This window comes from Ruegeria sp. CG8, from assembly GCF_056537165.1.
Genome location: NZ_JBQFRA010000005.1, coordinates 305,715 through 322,542, shown reverse-complemented (window position 1 = coordinate 322,542; position 16,828 = coordinate 305,715). Strand labels below are relative to the sequence as shown.

Here is a 16,828-nt window from a genome sequence, read left to right as displayed (position 1 = left end):
CCGTCCAATCGGAGGGCAAAACTCGTAAATCGCTCTGAACATGAGGATAACGAACATGCGTAGCTTTGATTTTGCACCACTGCACCGTGCAACCGTCGGCTTTGACCAGATTGCCGACATCATGGATCGGGTCATGACCAGCGAAGTGTCACAACCCAGCTATCCCCCGTACAACATCGAAAAAACCGATGCCGATGCGTATCGCATTTCGATCGCAGTCGCCGGCTTTGCCGAAGATGACCTGACGATCGAAGTCAAGGAAAACGCGCTGGTCGTGGCCGGTAAGAAAGCCACCGAAGACACCAAGCGCACCTATCTGCATCGCGGCATCGCCACCCGCGCCTTCGAGCGTCGTTTTGCTCTGGCCGACCACGTCCGCGTGACCGGCGCCAGCCTGGAAAACGGCATGCTGCACATCGACCTGAAGCGCGAGGTGCCCGAAGCGCTGAAACCGCGCCGGATCGAGATCACCTCGACCAAGGCGATCGAAAAGGACGTGGTTGACGCCAAGCCCGTGAACTGAGGCTGAGACCGCCCAAGCGGCGATGATCGTCTCCTCCCTCGGTTGTCGCACAACCCCGCGTTCCTCCGGACGCGGGGTTTTTTCATGACGGTTGCAAAGAAAAAGGGCGCCCAAAGGCGCCCTGGTCTCATGGTCCGTCCGATCAGATCGCCATGCAGATGTATTTCATCTCGAGATAGTCTTCCATGCCGTGGTGGCTGCCTTCCCGGCCAAGGCCGGATTGCTTGACACCACCAAACGGGCCCAGTTCCGAGCTGATGATGCCGGTGTTGATGCCGACGATGCCGTATTCCAGCGCCTCGGCCACCTTGTACACGCGGCTCAGATCCTTGGCGTAGAAATACGAGGCGAGGCCGAAGATCGTGTCATTGGCCATGGCGATGACCTCGTCCTCGTCCTCGAATTTGAACAGGGGCGCCAGCGGACCAAAGGTCTCTTCCTGCGCGACCTTCATGTCCTGGGTCACGTCGGTGATGATCGTGGGCTGGAAGAAGGTGCCGCCCAGATCGTGCGGCAGGCCTCCGGTCAGGATCGCGCCGCCATTGGCCGTGGCATCGGCGATATGTTCCTGCACCTTGGCCACCGCCTCGTCGCTGATCAGCGGGCCGGTCGTGGTGCCATCGGACAGGCCGTCGCCGATTTTCAATGCTTCGACCGCGGCCTTGAGCTTGGCGGCAAAGGCGTCATAGACACCGGCCTGCACATAGATGCGGTTGGCACAGACGCAGGTCTGGCCGTTGTTGCGGAATTTGCACAGCATCGCGCCTTCGACGGCAGCATCCAGATCGGCGTCGTCGAACACGATGAACGGCGCGTTGCCGCCCAGCTCCATCGAGCATTTCATGACCTGGTCCGCGGCCTGACGCAGCAAGATCCGGCCCACCTCGGTCGAGCCGGTAAAGGTCAGCTTGCGCACGCCAGGGTTCTCGCAGAACTCCTTGCCGATCTCGCTGGCCTGTGACGAGGGCACCACGTTGAACACACCCGCCGGAACGCCGGCCTGTTCGGCCAGCAGCGCCAGCACCAGCGCCGACAAGGGCGTTTCGGTGGCCGGGCGCGCGACAAAGGCGCAGCCGGCGGCCAGTGCCGGGCCTGCCTTGCGCGTGATCATCGCGTTGGGGAAGTTCCACGGCGTGATCGAGGCCGCCACCCCGATCGGCTGTTTCAGCACCATGATCCGCTTGTCGCGCTGATGGCCGGGGATGGTCTCGCCGTAGACCCGCTTGGCCTCTTCGCCGAAGAATTCGATGAAGGACGCGCCATAGGCGATCTCGCCCACCGCCTCGGCCAGGGGCTTGCCCTGTTCGGCGGTCAGGATCTTGCCCAGATCCTCGGCGTTTTCCATCATCAGGTCGAACCACCGGCGCAGGATCGCGGCGCGCTCCTTGCCGGTCAGCTTGGCCCATTCCTTCTGTGCCGCCTCGGCCTGCGCGATGGCACCGGCCACCTGGGCGCGGCTGACATCCGCGACCTCGGCGATCACGTCGCCGCGGGCCGGGTTGGTGACGGCAAAGGTGCCGTTGTCACCATCGACCCACTGCCCGCCGATATAGGCCTTGGTGACCAGAAGGTCGGGGTTCTTCAAAAGCGATTTCAGGTCGGTCGTGGTATCCAGCATGGGTCGGCCTCCGGGCAGGGAAAGAATTTGCGCGTACCCAATCAGGTGGCGCAGAACATGTCTAGGGCCACCCGGGGGCGTCAATCAATCCAGATTTGATCAAAAAATCGATCGGCGTGCGATGCAAGGACCAGAAAGCATCAAAAGCCAGCCAGCTGTTGGTTTTGACGCCTATCTTTTTCGATAGGGTTTTGCCAAAGTTCCGGAGATTTGAGAGACCCAAGGGGATGTAAATCGTTATAACATTCCCTATCTTGTTGGGTAGATAAGAAAAACAAGGATTGGACAGATGTCGAACCAGCAATTCGAAGCATTGATCGAGGAAACCCAGGCCAAGGTGCGCGAAAGCCAGTCGCAGATCGAAGGGCTGACCTCGCGGATCGAGGCCGCACGCGCCAAGATCGGAACGGCCGAAGCGGATATCGACATCGAAAATGCCACGCTTGAAGACGTGCACGCCCACACCGAGGTGATGAACGCGAACATCGCCGAACTGATCATGGGGCTGGACGACGTCACCAGCGCGTTTTCCAAGGATTTCGACCAAATGCGCTCGAAGACCGGGTGGGAATCGTTCGTGGGCATCTTCTCGAAGGGTAAATCCGAGTCCATGCGCCAAGAACGGATGCGCTCAGCCAATATCGACGACAAACTGCAGGACCTGATCGCGAAATCAGACGTGATCGTGAAGCTGCTGGAAGGACAACTGGCCGTGCTGGAAGAGCAGCGCGTGAAGGTTGAGAACAACCTGACCGTCACGCTGGACGACCGCGAGGCGACCGTGGCCGAACTGGAAGCGTTGCGTACCCAGATTCAGGGCATGGACCCGGCGATCATCACGCTTGAAAACAAGATCAGTGTCGAGCAGGACGCCGCCGCGCGCACCAAGCTCGAAACCGAACTGGCCGAACTGAACAAGCAATACAACGCGAAGGTTCAGGAAGAGCAGGTCAAGCTGGCCAAGTCCCAGACGCTGGAGCGCTATATCGAAAAGGGCAAGACCTGGGTCGATTCACTGCAGAACCAGGCGGCGACGCAGATGGTGCTGATCAACAAGCTGCAAACAGACACGCAGCAACGCGTGGTTCTGTATGACGCCCTGACCAAATCGCTGAAAACCGCGCAGCAGCAGGACGTGGCCCACCGCATCAACGAGATCGGCGTGCAGACCGACCAAGAAGCGCAAACCGCCATGGCCGCTATCGGCACCGCGACCAACCAGAAAATGGCCGACATGCTTGAGGCGCATGAGGGCCACATGGTCTTCGCCCGCGACGTGCTGGAGAAAAAAGCCAAGGCAGACGAACGCTTTGCCCGCCGGTTTGCCTCGATTGTCGAGAAGCATGATAAGAATTTGTATGGGGGGTGAGGACGCGATCCGTTCGCCGCTAAAGATGCTAAGTTCAGCAGTGGGCGTTGCGCTCTTAGGGGCGCTTCTCATCCTGTTCGGGTACCTGACCCAATTGATTCCAGCATACCTTGGTCCCGATCTGAGATTGATGATGTTCTTCGTACCATTGGTCTTCGCGCTTGGATCCTTTGGAGTTTCAGCCGTGTTCGCAGTCTGGGGCGCACTTTGGTTGGCATTCGAGGTATTCCCTCTATTGGTCGATAAGCTAAATGAATAACCCAACCCAAGACCATGTTGGCCTGACCGACACCTTCGCCTCGCGCCGCTATTTCCGCAAATTCGAGGTAATCACTGTCCACCTTCTGCGCGTGGCCGCGACTATGGAGGCTGAGGGCGCGATCAGTAAGCAAGAGGTGCGCATCGTGTCGCGCTACCTCTCGGGGCTGCTCTACACCTTCCGCGCGCTGTCGATGAAATACCTGCTGGTCGGGCGCGATACGGGGCGGTTCTTTGGCAGCCTCGCCATGGACAAGCGCGACAGCGGATTTCCGGTGGCGGCCGAACTGCTGACCATGGCCAATGACGCGCAGCAGGCGCAGGTACATCTGGCGAATATGCCCTCGGAAGAGGACCTGAAAACCGAGATGGTGCGGACGATCATCAGCGACAGGGAAATCCCCACCAAGCTGCAATTCGCGCTGTCTCAAAGGCTCTATTACGAGGAATTGCTGAAAGGTCAGTTGTTCTGGGCTCGCAATGATCCGGAGTGCCATTGGATCGAGACCGAGGGCGAGCGGCGGAAATTCCTGATTCATTGGGCGGTCTATGACAGCCAGATCAACCTGCCGGTCATCTACCTGATGCAGTTGGAGGACAGCGGTAAAACGGCCCTGCCCAAGGACCAGCGTCGCTGGCCCGAAGTGCAGGCGCATCTGATGGCGCAGTCGCTTGGTGGCTTGAAACTGGTGACCATCGCCAAAGGCTTCGACCAGGATTTCGACAACCTGCACCCCAAACACCTGCGCCGCATTCATGTGGGCCCGATGTATTCCTCGGCCTATACCGAGCAATCCGGCCCCCTGCGGCAGGTGTTGGAGGACGCGCAAGCCCCCGAGGGGCAGGATTGGGCTCTGGCTTGGACCACCGAAGAACTGCACAGCGAAGAGGTCATCGAAGAACGCGCCGGATGGTTCTCGACCGTCGAGCGCGAGGTCTTTGCGTTGGACCCCTTCGGCGGACAGGGGGCCGAGACCGGGGCCACACGCACCCAGCGCTCAATCATCCTTCCGCAGCGTCCGTTCCAGGTTCTGGCCGAACGCAATCCGCCGGGCTTTGCAGATGTGCGCAAATTCGTGGTCAGCAAGTCTGGGCAGGTTCTGCGATATTGATAATACAAAGGCGATTTTGAAATGAGTTTGACATCAGACCAGATGGAATTGCGCGAAGACGATATTCGCCAGCACTATCCTGCCGCCACCGCATTGCTGAACGGGTTTGAGCATGCGCCGCGTATAGCCAAACCCGCCGAGGCCGCCGTCGAACGGTCACCGGGTGTGTCGACGGGGCGGCGGTTCCGGTCGACCACGCCGGGGTTGGTAACCCGCCGCACTGCGCGGGCCGATGGGGTGCATCTGGTCGAACGGATCGAGGCCGCGGATGACGGCGACGCGCTGGTGTCCCCACAGCAGGCGACCTCACAGCAGGCGATCCGCCGGGCGATTGCCATCGCTTTAGCCGTGGCCGAAACCTATGCCGACCAGACCCCGCTGGCCGATCTGAAACGCGCCAATCTGGCCGGAGATCTTGCCGCCGCGCGCAAGACCGAATTCTCGGATCTGCTGACCGCCGAAGCGTTGATCACCTTGCACACCTTCGGCAATGCGTTGGCCTATCTGATGTCCTCGCATCTGGGGGAGACCACGGTCGAAATCGGTGAAATCGAAGAGGTCCTGACAGACAACGGCCAACTCGCCCTGCACGGCGCGCTGTGGGAGCTGGATCAGGTTCTGGCCAAGCACGCGCCCGATGATGCCCATCTGATCGCGGCCACCAGTGCCTACGCAGAGCAACTGATGGAAAAAGCTGCTCTGCGCGCGCAAACGGCTGGCCATCTGGCCCCGTTCCAGAACGCCGCCTGGCATATCGAGGCCGACGATCTGACGATCCGGGGGTTTGAGCCGGCCTCAAAAGCCAAATCCACCACGCTCACCATGACGTTCAAGAAACCGAACGAGGTGGTGGGCAACCATATTGCCAAGTATCAGGCCATGAAGCTGGCCAAAATGCTGATGGCTTATGATTTTGACCGTCGCCTGAACCCGTTCGCGGAGCTTGGCGGGTTTATCTTTACCTTCATGGGCGACGGCAAACCGGGCACCGGCAAGACGACCCTGATTCAGATGATGGCCGGGCTGATCAATGATTATTGCCAGAATGCAGGCTATCCGTTCCGCTATCAGAACCTGAGCACCGACAATATCGACAGCTATCAGGGCAAATCCGGCCAGAATGCCAAGGCGTTCATCAACACGATCATCGACCCCTCGGTCATCGGCTTTGGCACCATCGACGATATCGACCAACTGGCGGGCAAACGCGGCGACCGACAGTCGTCAGCCGGTCAGCTGGAAATCACCGCCGTGCTGATGGAGAGCTTTGCCGGCGCCAACACCGTGGTGCGCGGCAACTGCACCTTTGGCATGTTCTCGAACTACCCCGAGAATGTGGACGACGCCCTGCGCCAGCGGGCGGGTGCGCGGTTCTTGGTGGACGGACCGCAAACGCGCGAAGATTACATCGACATTCTGCACCTGCTGATGGGCCGCAACCACGACATCCCGCTGGGCGAACACGACGTTTATGCCGCCCAGGAAATCAAGAAGGCCGTCGCCGCCAGTTTCGAAAGCCACTCCCGCCCGCATGAGGATGCTTTGCTGCAGGTCTATGATCGGGTGTCCGGCGAGATCGGCCAGATGGACACGATCGCCAAGCTGGGCACCTACCTCAAGGCGATCCAAGCCGCCGATGAGCGGTTCACCGGCCGCGCGATCAAGAACATCACCGACGCCGTCAAGGTCCGCGCGATGGATTTCGAACTGCCCGACGAGTGGATGGAAAACCCCGACCTGTTCTTGTTCCGCGACTACGACACCAAGAAAGCGATGATCGAGGACTTGCGCCAGCCGATCACGGTCGAGACGGTGATCCAGGAGATCAACCGCTACGCCGACAGCGAGTTCCGATATGCCGACAAGAGCGACGAGGTCGCCATCGAAAACGCCGTCCGCGAGATGGGGCGGATGGAAGAAGCCAAGCGGCGATATCTGGAGGGGAAGGGGTGAGCTTTTGGAGCTTTTTCTTACCCTACTTCGTTGCTTTATTAGTACTTTCTCTATTGAGCTATATTTGTGTGTCTCTCTTTTGGCTCAAGCCGCTCGAAAGGCTACATATTCTTTTGGCATTGGTAATCGATGACGTGATCACGATCTCGCTTATGTTTGTATTGACGGTCATCGCCCTTCTTTATGCAACGGGTTTCGCTGTCTCGGCGACTTGTGGCGACCCCCTCACAAGCGGCTTACCTTGTCCGATTCTGGAAAAATTCGGTTGGTCAGTTTGGGCGATACTTATTTGGATTCCAGTGACTTTTTTTGGTTTGGTACGAAGGCTCAAAGTGGCTTTCGTCGAGAACAGAGCTGCATCATGATGGATAGCTATCTGTCATCAATCGATTGGCTGCCAACTGAACAAAGGCTCGCTTCATGATCCGCCTCATCGAAAAAGGCCTGATGTTTGGCAATCTCGTCCACATCTCCAGCCCGGCTCTGGTCGAGCGGTATAACCGCGCGCTGCAGCATCTGGCGGGCAAAACCACGGCACTGACGGATTTCCATGTCGATATCTCGGGCTATTCGCCGGAGGTGGGGATTGAACTGGACGACCCGCTCTACCTCAACCCCAACGGGGTCAACCGGCAATTCATCCTGCTGACGACCGAGCAGAAACGCGCGCCGCTGCTGAACGTCAAATTCTCGACCTCGCGCGATATCCTGCGTGAATTCATCGAGATGAACGAGGCGCAGTTGTTCGCCCTGACCGCCACCGATGCGGTGGCCGGAGAGCTGGTGAACTCGGTCTTCAAACTCACCACCCCGCGCGACCTGCTGAACCTGCGCAAGATCGAGATCGAGGCCGACACCGTGGGCGGCACCCTGCGCAAGGCCGATCAGTTGGCTGGCATGGTCGAACGGTTCAAGACCGAGGAAGACGCCTGGTTCGATGATGTGCTGATCGCGAAGATGATCGAAACCGCTAAGGAAACCGGCGACGTCACCCGCAACCCTGTCCGGTTGCGCCACACGGCGTTTGAACAGCGCAACTTCTGGACGGCGCATTTCGGCGGCATGTATCTGTTCCCGGATCTGGATCACCCGGCGGCGATCTGCATGGGTGAAAGGCCAGAGGATTTGCCGATCAAATATGTCTTTGATCCGTCGCAGCGAAACCAGATTGCCAAATTTCTGAATTACAACGATCTGGTCGAGCCGATCGTCAAGGCCCGCGGCGTGGATGCCGCCGCGATCCTGCAACAGAAGATGGACTTTCTGACCGTTGACGCCGCCGCGGATGCGGGCATTGATCTGACCGGGCTGGACCGCAGCGACATGCGGCGTTTGGCGCGCAATCACGCGGATCGCTTGCCCGAAGCCTATCATGGCCTCGCGCAATTGTTGCGCTGGGCGACAGATGGCGGGCCTTGGCCGCGTATCACCTCGGATCATCCGGCCTATTTCTATTCGCTGCGCGCCGCCAATACCCCGAACCGCGATCTTGTGAATATGCTGCTGGCCGAACTTGCCCCGCTGGACCCGCGCCAGATGTTCATTTGCCACAAGGAACTGTTCTACCGCACCTATGGTGGCTGGGCAGAGCCAAAAAAGGCCTATGTGGCCGAGTTTCTTGCCCGTGAATATCAAGTGGACAAGGCCGGGGCCCGCGCCGCACTGTTCGGGCATGAACCCGACATGAGTGGCGAGGACCGGGTCAGCGAGGCGGTGATCGCACGGGTCGGCCCTTGGGGCGCGGTAAGGAAAGAGTGATATGTTCGGAGCAATGCGCCTGTTTCTCGGTTTGCTTGTCGTTCAGACGATTGCCTACTTTGCCTTGTCACTTTACTCGCGTCGCGTCCGGCGGCAAAAGCTTGAGACGTGGTGGGAAGAGAAGGGCAAGACCGGCAACAAGGAAGCCTTTGTCGAACGCGGATTGCATGTCTATGACAATTCGTTCCGTCGCAAACTGATCCTGGGTGTTTATATCGTGCCTTGGGTGGCGATCGCCGCGCTGATCTATGTCGTGAACTACATGTGAGGTTTTGGGAATGGTCTACATCAAATGGGCGTTCATCCTGATTTTCTGGATCACGCTGGGTGCGATCCTGCAATACTCGCTGCCGCAGCACGACATTGTCCGCATCGTAAACACCTACGAAGAGCGGCAGGATCTGACGGATTGGACCCGCGTTTTCTGGTCTGAGCCCGATGATCAGTCGACCAGCCTTTCGAACCGCGATGTGCAGTTCATCCAAGCCGTGCGGGCGAACGGCAAGCCGATCGTCTATCGGAACGAAGATACCAGCTGGGGTTGGCCACCCTATTTTAAGTTCGATACCGCCAACCTTTACACCGAAGCCAACGACGCAATCTCGGACAAGGATGATCCGGATTGGGTTGTCGTGACCCACTACGGCTGGCGCAACGAGTTTCTGTCGATCTTCCCGAATGCCATCTTCATCAAACATGTCGAAGGACCGGATGTCCGCATCATTCCCTGGTTCAACATCATTTTCCTGACCGTTTTTTTTGCCATCGTCTGGGCGTTTTGGGTGCGTTGGCGCAGGTTCCGCGAAGCCCGCATCGACCCCATGCTTGAAAGCGTCGAGGATGGTCTCTACGCCGCTGGGGATGCGATCGACGAACGAAGGTCCAGCTTCCGGCGCTGGCTGGACAGTTGGAAGTCAAAATAGAACGGAACCGGGAATTTGTCTGAAAGTCGGCTTCCTGCCTATGCGGACCGCTATCTGACGACAAACTCGGCGTGAAGGGCTCCGGCGGCTTTGATGGTTTTGAGGATGTCGATCATATCCCGCGGAGACACGCCCAACGCGTTCAGGCCGGCAACCACCTGCGACAGGGTCGTCGCTTCGGGTATTTCTGCCAACCCGGTACCGGCGTCCTCCTCAATCCCTGCGATGGTTCGCGGCACAACAACGGTCTCCCCTCTGGCAAAGGGGTTGGGCTGAACGGCGATCGGAGATTCCTCTACCCGAAGTGTCAGGTTGCCTTGGGAAACCGCGACACGTGAGATTCGGACCTCCTGCCCCATGACGATCGTGCCGGAGCGCTGATCTACAACCACCCGCGCTTTGGTTTCAGGTTCAATCAGGATGTTTTCGATCCGGCCGATCGCATGCGCCGTGGAAGGGGCCCGCGTTTCCGGGATGCTCAATTCCACCGTGCCCGAGTCGCGCATGACCGCAACGGCGCGATTGAACTCGCGGTTGATGGCCGCTTCGATCCGACCGGCGGTCGTAAAGTCCGGCTCGCGCAGGGCCAACCGCAATTGGGAAAGACCTGACAATTCAAAGTCGATCTCCTGCTCGACCCGGGCCCCGGCGGGGATGACACCGGATGTCGGGACTCCTTGAACAACCGATGCAGCGTCGCCCTCGGCGACTGCACCACCTGCCAGAACGGTGCCCTGCGCAACTGCGTAGATCTGCCCATCCGCGGCGTTCAACGGTGTCATGACGAGCGTGCCGCCCAGCAGGCTTTTGGAATCTCCGATCGCCGAAACGGTCACATCGATCTGCCCGCCCACCCTCGCAAAGGGCGGAAGGGTGGCGGTGACAAGAACGGCGGCGACGTTCTTGGGGCGAAAGTCCTCGCCAGTGACGTTTACGCCCAACCGTTCCAGTATGTTCGACATGATTTCTTCGGTGAACGGGGAATTGCGCAGACCGTCACCGGTTCCGTTCAGTCCGACGACAAGGCCATATCCCACCAGATCATTGCCGCGTACGCCGTCAAAATTCACCAGATCCTTGAGCCGTACAGCCCCGGAAACTGCCACCGAAGGCAGCATGATCAGAAGGAAGGCCAGAAGTCTCATCTCAGGAAATTCACCAATGATAGGGTCGAGTTGCGGACAGTGACCGAATAGAGGCTTTCGAGCTGGAACTGAACGGTCTGCAGGTGTGCCGCAGTTTCGTAGGGATCGGCGGCGACAAGTTCGTTGCGCGCGTATTCAAAACTGGTCCTGGCCGCCGCATTTCGTGTTTCGGCCTGTTCGATGCGGGCTTGCACCGATCCGATCTGAGCGCGCATCGTCACCACGTCATCTTTGGTGTTGGCCAGAGTCACGCCCAGATCGGTAAACAAGGCAGTCTGCAGGTCTGGTGGCCATCCCAGCGCGCCCTCCGTCGCCAAAGCCGCAAGCGCGACATCGCGCAATCCATCCCGAAGTTTCGGGTCATTGGCCGTGAACTGCATGTTCACCCGCTCGGTTTCCGAAATCTGCATTGGTGCGAGGGTCGTGTTGGACCCGTTGAACATGACTGCCTCGAACCCGGCAGGATCATTGAACCAATCTTCGGCCGTCTGGCGAATATCGGTCAGGGTTGTCAGCCCTGCCAATTCGGTTCGCAGAGCAGCCAGTAGCGTGTCCGTCGACTTCAACGGAGAGGTGTCCGTGGCGGTTCCCGCGAACAAGCTGCGGCCACCGACCCGCGTGTTCAGTGAAGAAATCATCGTGTCCAGTTCGTTGCGCGCCTGAGCCGAGGCCTGAGCATGCGAAGTTGCTTGGTTGGACGTCCCAAACGCGAGCAGAGAAGCCGAAACCTCGCCGATCGAGGTCTCAAATGTCTCGAGGCTGATCTGAGTGGCATCAGCAAACAGATTTGCCTCGGCGGTCGCCGTAGAGAAGGCGTCCAGCTGTGCAATTTTTCGATCCAGGTCCAGCAGATGCGAGTAATCGCCACTGAGACGCCCAGAAATGTCAGCGGTTTGACCCGTAGACATTTCATAGGACAGGGTTTCGATCTGCGTTTTGATCTCGGTGCTGCGCGCGCGCAAGGTCAGACCGCGGGCCAGATCACCAATCGAGTTCAAGGTCATGGTTACATCCTCAGCAGCAAATCCATCAATTCGTCGACAACGGTGATGATCCGCGCATTGGCGGCATAGGCCTGTTCAATCTGCATCATGCGCTGCAACTCGGTGTCAGTGTCCACGCCTTGCTCGGCCACTAACTGTTCCATTTGAAGTTGCGCATTGGATGCGTAGCTTTGGCGCGATTGAGCGGTATGGGTTGCTGTGCCAGCTTTGGACAAAAGCGCCACCGACACTTCACTGGCCCGCAAAGCCCCTGTACCGAAAGCCGGGGCAGGGCGCGGCGTGGTCAAAACGGCGCCAAAATCCTGCAGCTGGGTTGCCTCGCCGGGGTCCTTGGGTGCAACGGCCCCCAACCCCGCACGCAGTTTCCAACTGTCGCCGCCGGCATCAGGATCGACAATCGGGTTGAGCTCAAGACGGGACGCGAGCCCCGCCGGCGCCGTGGCATCGAAACGGGCGCCGGCATCGGTGAACAAGCCTGGATCAGTCGGCATCGCGGTCGGGTCCAGGCCGGCAGTTTCGAACCGTTCGATCAGATCGCGCGCGACTGCGTCCAGGTCCTCATGCGTGTCGATGGCCAACACGTCGCGAATGTCAAACTGGGCTGCCAGAGCGCCGCCGCGGATCTGTGCGGAATCACCGGATGTGCGGACTGGCCGTCCGTTGAGCTCGAGCCCGGAGAGCAGTCCGTTCCCTACGGTCATGTGCGGTTTGGTATCACCGGTAACCGAGAACGCGAACTCTGCGGCGGATCCTTCCAGCAGTACCAGCCCACCGTCGGAATACAGCGAGACACGGTTGTTGTCCCGCGTCACGACATTGACCGGAACCAGCTGGTTGACCTGGTCAATAAGAACTTGGCGTTGATCCAGCAACCCATTGATATCGCCGCCCGCGTTCTCAACAGCCGGGATCTTGGCATTCAACGCTTCGATATCTTTCAGGGTCGTATTCAGTGTTTCGACATACGTCCCGATTGTTCGGTCCGCGTCAGAACGCATCTTGCTGAGGCCGTCGGACGCCTTATTCAAATCGGCAACCAGATCCCCAGCTGCGCGCGCCGCCAGATCCAGACGCTCGACCGAGCCGGGATTGCTTGCGGCCGTGATCAAGCTGTTCTCGAATGCGCTCAAAGATACCGCGATCGATCTGCCGTCATCGGGGGTACCGACCAATGCTTCGAATTGCGAGTAAAACTCCGAGATTGCGGAGGCCGCCGCGCTTTCCGCCGTTGCCGCGCGCAGGTTCGCCATCAGAACAGGATCTTGATGGCGGGTGATTCCCACGACCCTGACGCCGTTGCCGGAAATAGAGTTGGTGGTCAGCTCCAACGTCCGCTTGGCGTAGCCGGGCGTCAGCGCATTAGCTATGTTGCCCGAGACGACGGCTGCGCCGCGGCTTGCCGCGCCCAGCCCACCCAGCGCGTTATTCAGGGCCGTTGACATGCTCATGAGGCCGTTCCTTTCCGCTTTGCAGGTTCAGATCAGCGCTTGATGTTGGTTGTTTCCTGCAACATCTCGTCGACTGTCTGGATCACCTTTGCGCTTGACGAATAGGCGCGCTGGGTTTGGATCATCGACGTCAGTTCAGTCGCAACGTCGGTCGTCGACTCTTCGCGCGCGAAGGAAATCAATTCGCCCGTCGGACCTTCGCCGGCATCCCACAGGAAATAAGTTCCACTGTCGCGAGACGGCGCATATGTCTGGCTGTCGAGTGCGGTCAGCCCATTCGGGTTGGGGACGTCCGCCAGCGGTATCTGGTACATCCGACGGGTGACGCCCGTGTCATACAGCGCGTAGACGTATCCGTTTTCATCGACCTGAACGCTGGACATGGTCCCGACTGCGGATCCGTCCCGGGTGATCGAAACCGGCGCAAACGTGTCGGACAGTTGAGTGATTCCATTGCTGTCACCGATCAGACCGATATTGACCTCCATCGGGCCGCCGGCGACGCTGACGACAAAGCTGCCGGTGGTCGGGTCGTAGGTGCCACCGGACACGGTGGTCACACTGGCAAGGGTACCGCCTGCGGTTCTGCTGTCCGTAAATGTCAGCGTATATTCACCGATCACGGCACCGCCCGAAGCGGAGTCGCGCAAGATCATCGTCCATTCGTTGCTGGACCCGGCGGCCGGCACCGTCGGGACAAGCTCGATATCGACATTCTCGGGTTTGCCCAAATTGTCGAAATATTCGACGGACAAGGGCTGCGTGTCACCAGGTGCGCCGGCATCAGTGGCCGTGGCGGGCAGGTTCATGCGCAGGTTCATTGCGGTGGTCGGCGAGCCGGACAGTTGATTGACGCTGAGTTGAACCGGCTGCAACGCTGCGGATGTGTCGCGCGAAACGTTGGGAATGGACCCATCGGCGTTGGCGGGCCAGCCCAGCAGCACAAGTCCGGACTCGGTAACCAGATACCCTTCCGCATTGGTTCGGAAGGATCCGGTGGTGGTCAGAAGCATTTCGTTAGAGTCGGTTCCGATCTGGGAACTTGGGCGAACCGGCAGCATGCCCCGGCCGCGCACGGCCAGGTCGGTTGAGTTGTTGGTGGTAACCAGCGAGCCACGCTGATCGATCAGTCGCTGGCTGGTGGTCCGGACGCCGCCCGCCGAATAGCTTCCGCCCTGGCCCGACGTCACCATCGAATGAAAATCCGTCTCAACCCGCTTGTAACCGTAGGTCGAAGAGTTGGCGATATTGTCCGATATGGTCGCCAACCTGTTCGCGTTGGCCTTCAAGCTGGCCACACCGGCATTCAGCGAAGAGGAAATTGTCATCGGCACGCCCTTCTGTTGCGTCAATCGTTCCCGCAACAGCTAACGCGCTGGGCCTTAACAGCGCGCTAACAAGTAAAATGCCAGATATCCTCCGATCTCAGGGATTGCGTAGAAACACGATCTCGATCCGGTTGTTGCGGGCCGCCATCGGGTTTTTCACCGCCAGCTTGCGATCGGCATGACCCGTGACCCGTTCAAGCCGTTTGGCGCCGACCCCCTTGTCCTGAAGCATCTGCCGTACCACCTGCGCGCGCGAAGTCGACAGATCCCACGACGGATTTCGGGCCAGAACCACCGGAGAGGAATGCACGTGACCCTCGACCGAGATGGAATTCATCACCATGTCCGATGAACGTGCAACCAGCAGTACCAGTGCACGCATCATCTGCGTTGGAGAATCGGAACCTCTCTCGAACAGCGGCTCATCTTCGGTATCGAACAGCTCGACGATCAGACCCTCGTCCGTCACCCGAGTGACAATATGCTTCAAGGCCTTTTTGGACACCATGCTTTCGCCTGACCGCCCCAGCAGCCGCGCCTCGAGCGACGAGAAGTCTTCGAACGCGCCGCGCCCGCCGCCATCGGCATCCACACCGGTAGATCCCCGTGCGCGTTTGGCCTCGGTCGGGTTCTTGTTCGTCGCTCCCGAGCCGTCCATCACCATGGTTTTCTCCGAGAACATGTTGTCGCCCCCAAAGGCCCCGTCGCCCCCGCCGGAAACGGGATTGATCGGAATTGTCGGAGAGAAGTAGTCCGCCAAACCCTTGCGTTGCTTTTCGGTCGTTGCGTTCAGCAGCCACATCAACATGAAGAACGCCATCATGGCCGTCACGAAGTCCGCATACGCGACCTTCCAGGCGCCGCCGTGATGGCCATCGCCACCCGAAACGCGCTTCTTCTTGATGATGATCGGCGCCGCATTTGATTGCGCACCCATCTAAACCACCCTTTTTCACCCACTCATTGGATTAGCAGGGCGAGGATTAAGGGCGGCTTAATATCTAAAACTGTTCAGACCTTTGCCGACCCCTCATTGGACCATTCCGGCGCTGGCCCGGCGCAGGATGACCGAAAGGCGGTTGAAACTGTTCTGGATTCCGTCCGGATCGAGTTTGCCGAAAAAGCCGTCAAGCTCGTCATGGATGCGAACCGCCTGATCCAGGAGCGGGTCCGTGCCCGGCGTGTACAGACCCGCCTTGATCATCACTTCGGACTGCTCATAGCTTCCGACCAGCCGGCGGGCTTCAGCGATCAGCTTGTTTTCCTCGGGTGTCGCCGCAGCCGGTAAAGAGCGCGAGACTGACCGGCTGAGCGCGATGGCTGGAAAGCGCCCTCGCTCGGCGATCTCGCGACTAAGCACGATATGCCCGTCAAGAACGCCGCGCAGGATGTCGGCCACCGGTTCATCCATGTCCGAACCCGCGACCAGAACGCTGAACACGGCGGTGATGTCGCCCTGATCGGCAGTTCCCGGACCGGCGCGTTCACAAAGACCGGCGATCATCGGTGTGACCGAAGGCGGAAACCCCCGCAGGGACGGGGCCTCACCCATGGCGACGGCGATCTCGCGATGCGCCTCGGCGAACCGGGTGACCGAGTCGCAGAGGAACAGAACGCTCAGACCCTGATCCCGCAAAAACTCGGCCGCTGTCATCGCAGACCAGGCGCAGCGCCGGCGGGCCAGAGCTGATTGGTCGGACGTGGCCGCAACCACGATCGAGCGCCCCATACCTTCGGCGCCCAACGCGGTCTCGACGAATTCATTCACCTCGCGCCCGCGTTCGCCCACCAGCGCGACGACCACTGCATCGGCTTGCATGGATCTGGCCAGCGTTGCCAGTAAACTTGATTTTCCCACACCCGACCCCGCAAAAAGGCCGACGCGCTGCCCCTGGACGATCGGAAGCAGGGTGTTCAAAATTGCCAACCCGGTGGCCATACGGTCTCCCAGCGGTTTGCGGTCGACGGCCCGGGGGGGCGCGGACATCACGTTGCGGGCCTGCCTCCCGGGCAGAAGCGGTTTGCCGTCCAGCGGTTTGCCGAAGGGATCGACCACGCGACCAAGCCAATGCAAGCCGGGTGCAAAAACCGGAGTCGGCTCAAGATAAACCCGGTCCCCCAAGCGCACGCCGTCAGGGGCTCTGCCAGGCAGCATGTGAACAGCCCCGGCCTCGACCTGCAGCACTTCGCCGGCCAACGGTTGGTCGTCGCGTCGCTGCAAAATAAGATGGTCGCCGATGCGCGCGTGTTCCGCCAGCCCTTCGACCTCGATCACCCCACCGGAAACACCCGCGACCAGACCCATGTGCCGCACCGGAGAAAGCCGTTCGAACTGGCACTTCAGAATCGAGGGATCGAGGTCGGACATGGCGTCGGCTCCAATTGGTTT

The 16,828-nt window shown here is 59.6% G+C and carries 15 protein-coding genes; 8 read left to right on the top strand and 7 right to left on the bottom strand.

All coding sequences use genetic code 11. From position 1 onward, the window contains the following. Positions 1–55: 55 nt before the first annotated feature. Complete coding sequence (locus tag ACR0EF_RS16535) at positions 56–523, top strand: Hsp20 family protein (RefSeq protein WP_170342492.1); 468 nt, start codon at positions 56–58, stop codon at positions 521–523. A 142-nt stretch (positions 524–665) separates the two neighbouring features. On the opposite strand, the gene ACR0EF_RS16530 is transcribed toward ACR0EF_RS16535, so the two are convergent. Next, entirely contained in the window at positions 666–2,141 is a 1,476-nt protein-coding gene (locus ACR0EF_RS16530; RefSeq protein ID WP_170369948.1) for an NAD-dependent succinate-semialdehyde dehydrogenase, read from the bottom strand. A 289-nt stretch (positions 2,142–2,430) separates the two neighbouring features. Between ACR0EF_RS16530 and ACR0EF_RS16525 the strand changes: the two genes are divergently transcribed. From ACR0EF_RS16525 to ACR0EF_RS16495, 7 genes are all read left to right on the top strand, one after another. Continuing rightward, entirely contained in the window at positions 2,431–3,510 is a 1,080-nt protein-coding gene (locus ACR0EF_RS16525; RefSeq protein WP_170372487.1) for a coiled-coil domain-containing protein, read from the top strand. 251 nt (positions 3,511–3,761) lie between these two features. Continuing rightward, complete coding sequence (locus tag ACR0EF_RS16520) at positions 3,762–4,880, top strand: hypothetical protein (RefSeq protein WP_170343164.1); 1,119 nt, start codon at positions 3,762–3,764, stop codon at positions 4,878–4,880. Between the two features lie 21 nt (positions 4,881–4,901). Beyond that, positions 4,902–6,833: an AAA family ATPase gene (locus ACR0EF_RS16515; protein ID WP_170373245.1), complete on the top strand. Its 1,932-nt coding sequence runs from the start codon at positions 4,902–4,904 to the stop codon at positions 6,831–6,833. Further along, complete coding sequence (locus ACR0EF_RS16510) at positions 6,830–7,198, top strand: hypothetical protein (RefSeq protein ID WP_170373244.1); 369 nt, start codon at positions 6,830–6,832, stop codon at positions 7,196–7,198. Before ACR0EF_RS16515 ends, ACR0EF_RS16510 begins: the two co-directional genes overlap by 4 nt. A gap of 55 nt (positions 7,199–7,253) precedes the next feature. Then, positions 7,254–8,591 (top strand): DUF6638 family protein, encoded by a 1,338-nt coding sequence (locus ACR0EF_RS16505; protein WP_170372483.1) that lies wholly within the window; start codon positions 7,254–7,256, stop codon positions 8,589–8,591. Position 8,592: 1 nt separating this feature from the next. Continuing rightward, on the top strand, positions 8,593–8,859 hold the full coding sequence (locus ACR0EF_RS16500) for a hypothetical protein (RefSeq protein ID WP_093963662.1): 267 nt from the start codon (positions 8,593–8,595) through the stop codon (positions 8,857–8,859). Positions 8,860–8,869: 10 nt separating this feature from the next. Beyond that, on the top strand, positions 8,870–9,514 hold the full coding sequence (locus tag ACR0EF_RS16495) for a DUF1523 family protein (protein WP_170372482.1): 645 nt from the start codon (positions 8,870–8,872) through the stop codon (positions 9,512–9,514). 50 nt (positions 9,515–9,564) lie between these two features. On the opposite strand, the gene ACR0EF_RS16490 is transcribed toward ACR0EF_RS16495, so the two are convergent. The 6 genes from ACR0EF_RS16490 to ACR0EF_RS16465 all read right to left on the bottom strand — a co-directional run bounded on the left by ACR0EF_RS16490 (position 9,565) and on the right by ACR0EF_RS16465 (position 16,807). Then, positions 9,565–10,659: a flagellar basal body P-ring protein FlgI gene (locus ACR0EF_RS16490; protein WP_093963660.1), complete on the bottom strand. Its 1,095-nt coding sequence runs from the start codon at positions 10,657–10,659 to the stop codon at positions 9,565–9,567. Continuing rightward, a complete protein-coding gene (locus ACR0EF_RS16485; protein ID WP_170372481.1) occupies positions 10,656–11,663 on the bottom strand; it encodes a flagellin in 1,008 nt (335 codons plus the stop codon). The genes ACR0EF_RS16490 and ACR0EF_RS16485 overlap by 4 nt, the downstream gene beginning before the upstream one ends. Positions 11,664–11,665: 2 nt before the next feature. After that, positions 11,666–13,111: a flagellar hook-associated protein FlgK gene (gene flgK, locus ACR0EF_RS16480; RefSeq protein WP_170373243.1), complete on the bottom strand. Its 1,446-nt coding sequence runs from the start codon at positions 13,109–13,111 to the stop codon at positions 11,666–11,668. A gap of 32 nt (positions 13,112–13,143) precedes the next feature. Then, positions 13,144–14,439, bottom strand: a complete 1,296-nt coding sequence (locus ACR0EF_RS16475; RefSeq protein WP_170373242.1) for a flagellar hook protein FlgE — start codon at positions 14,437–14,439, stop codon at positions 13,144–13,146. A 97-nt stretch (positions 14,440–14,536) separates the two neighbouring features. Continuing rightward, positions 14,537–15,376, bottom strand: a complete 840-nt coding sequence (locus ACR0EF_RS16470; RefSeq protein WP_170359876.1) for a flagellar motor protein MotB — start codon at positions 15,374–15,376, stop codon at positions 14,537–14,539. Between the two features lie 93 nt (positions 15,377–15,469). Continuing rightward, positions 15,470–16,807, bottom strand: coding sequence for a FliI/YscN family ATPase (locus ACR0EF_RS16465; RefSeq protein ID WP_170373241.1), 1,338 nt, complete (start codon positions 16,805–16,807; stop codon positions 15,470–15,472). Positions 16,808–16,828: the final 21 nt, after the last annotated feature.

Bases quoted from the DNA above. Each gene is read 5' to 3' on its own strand.
- ACR0EF_RS16465 (WP_170373241.1), bottom strand. From the start codon at position 16,807: ATGTCCGACCTCGATCCCTCGATTCTGAAGTGCCAGTTCGAACGGCTT.
- ACR0EF_RS16470 (WP_170359876.1), bottom strand. From the start codon at position 15,376: ATGGGTGCGCAATCAAATGCGGCGCCGATCATCATCAAGAAGAAGCGC.
- ACR0EF_RS16495 (WP_170372482.1), top strand. From the start codon at position 8,870: ATGGTCTACATCAAATGGGCGTTCATCCTGATTTTCTGGATCACGCTG.
- flgK (WP_170373243.1), bottom strand. From the start codon at position 13,111: ATGAGCATGTCAACGGCCCTGAATAACGCGCTGGGTGGGCTGGGCGCG.
- ACR0EF_RS16515 (WP_170373245.1), top strand. From the start codon at position 4,902: ATGAGTTTGACATCAGACCAGATGGAATTGCGCGAAGACGATATTCGC.
- ACR0EF_RS16535 (WP_170342492.1), top strand. From the start codon at position 56: ATGCGTAGCTTTGATTTTGCACCACTGCACCGTGCAACCGTCGGCTTT.
- ACR0EF_RS16505 (WP_170372483.1), top strand. From the start codon at position 7,254: ATGATCCGCCTCATCGAAAAAGGCCTGATGTTTGGCAATCTCGTCCAC.
- ACR0EF_RS16525 (WP_170372487.1), top strand. From the start codon at position 2,431: ATGTCGAACCAGCAATTCGAAGCATTGATCGAGGAAACCCAGGCCAAG.
- ACR0EF_RS16475 (WP_170373242.1), bottom strand. From the start codon at position 14,439: ATGACAATTTCCTCTTCGCTGAATGCCGGTGTGGCCAGCTTGAAGGCC.
- ACR0EF_RS16485 (WP_170372481.1), bottom strand. From the start codon at position 11,663: ATGACCTTGAACTCGATTGGTGATCTGGCCCGCGGTCTGACCTTGCGC.
- ACR0EF_RS16490 (WP_093963660.1), bottom strand. From the start codon at position 10,659: ATGAGACTTCTGGCCTTCCTTCTGATCATGCTGCCTTCGGTGGCAGTT.
- ACR0EF_RS16520 (WP_170343164.1), top strand. From the start codon at position 3,762: ATGAATAACCCAACCCAAGACCATGTTGGCCTGACCGACACCTTCGCC.
- ACR0EF_RS16500 (WP_093963662.1), top strand. From the start codon at position 8,593: ATGTTCGGAGCAATGCGCCTGTTTCTCGGTTTGCTTGTCGTTCAGACG.
- ACR0EF_RS16530 (WP_170369948.1), bottom strand. From the start codon at position 2,141: ATGCTGGATACCACGACCGACCTGAAATCGCTTTTGAAGAACCCCGAC.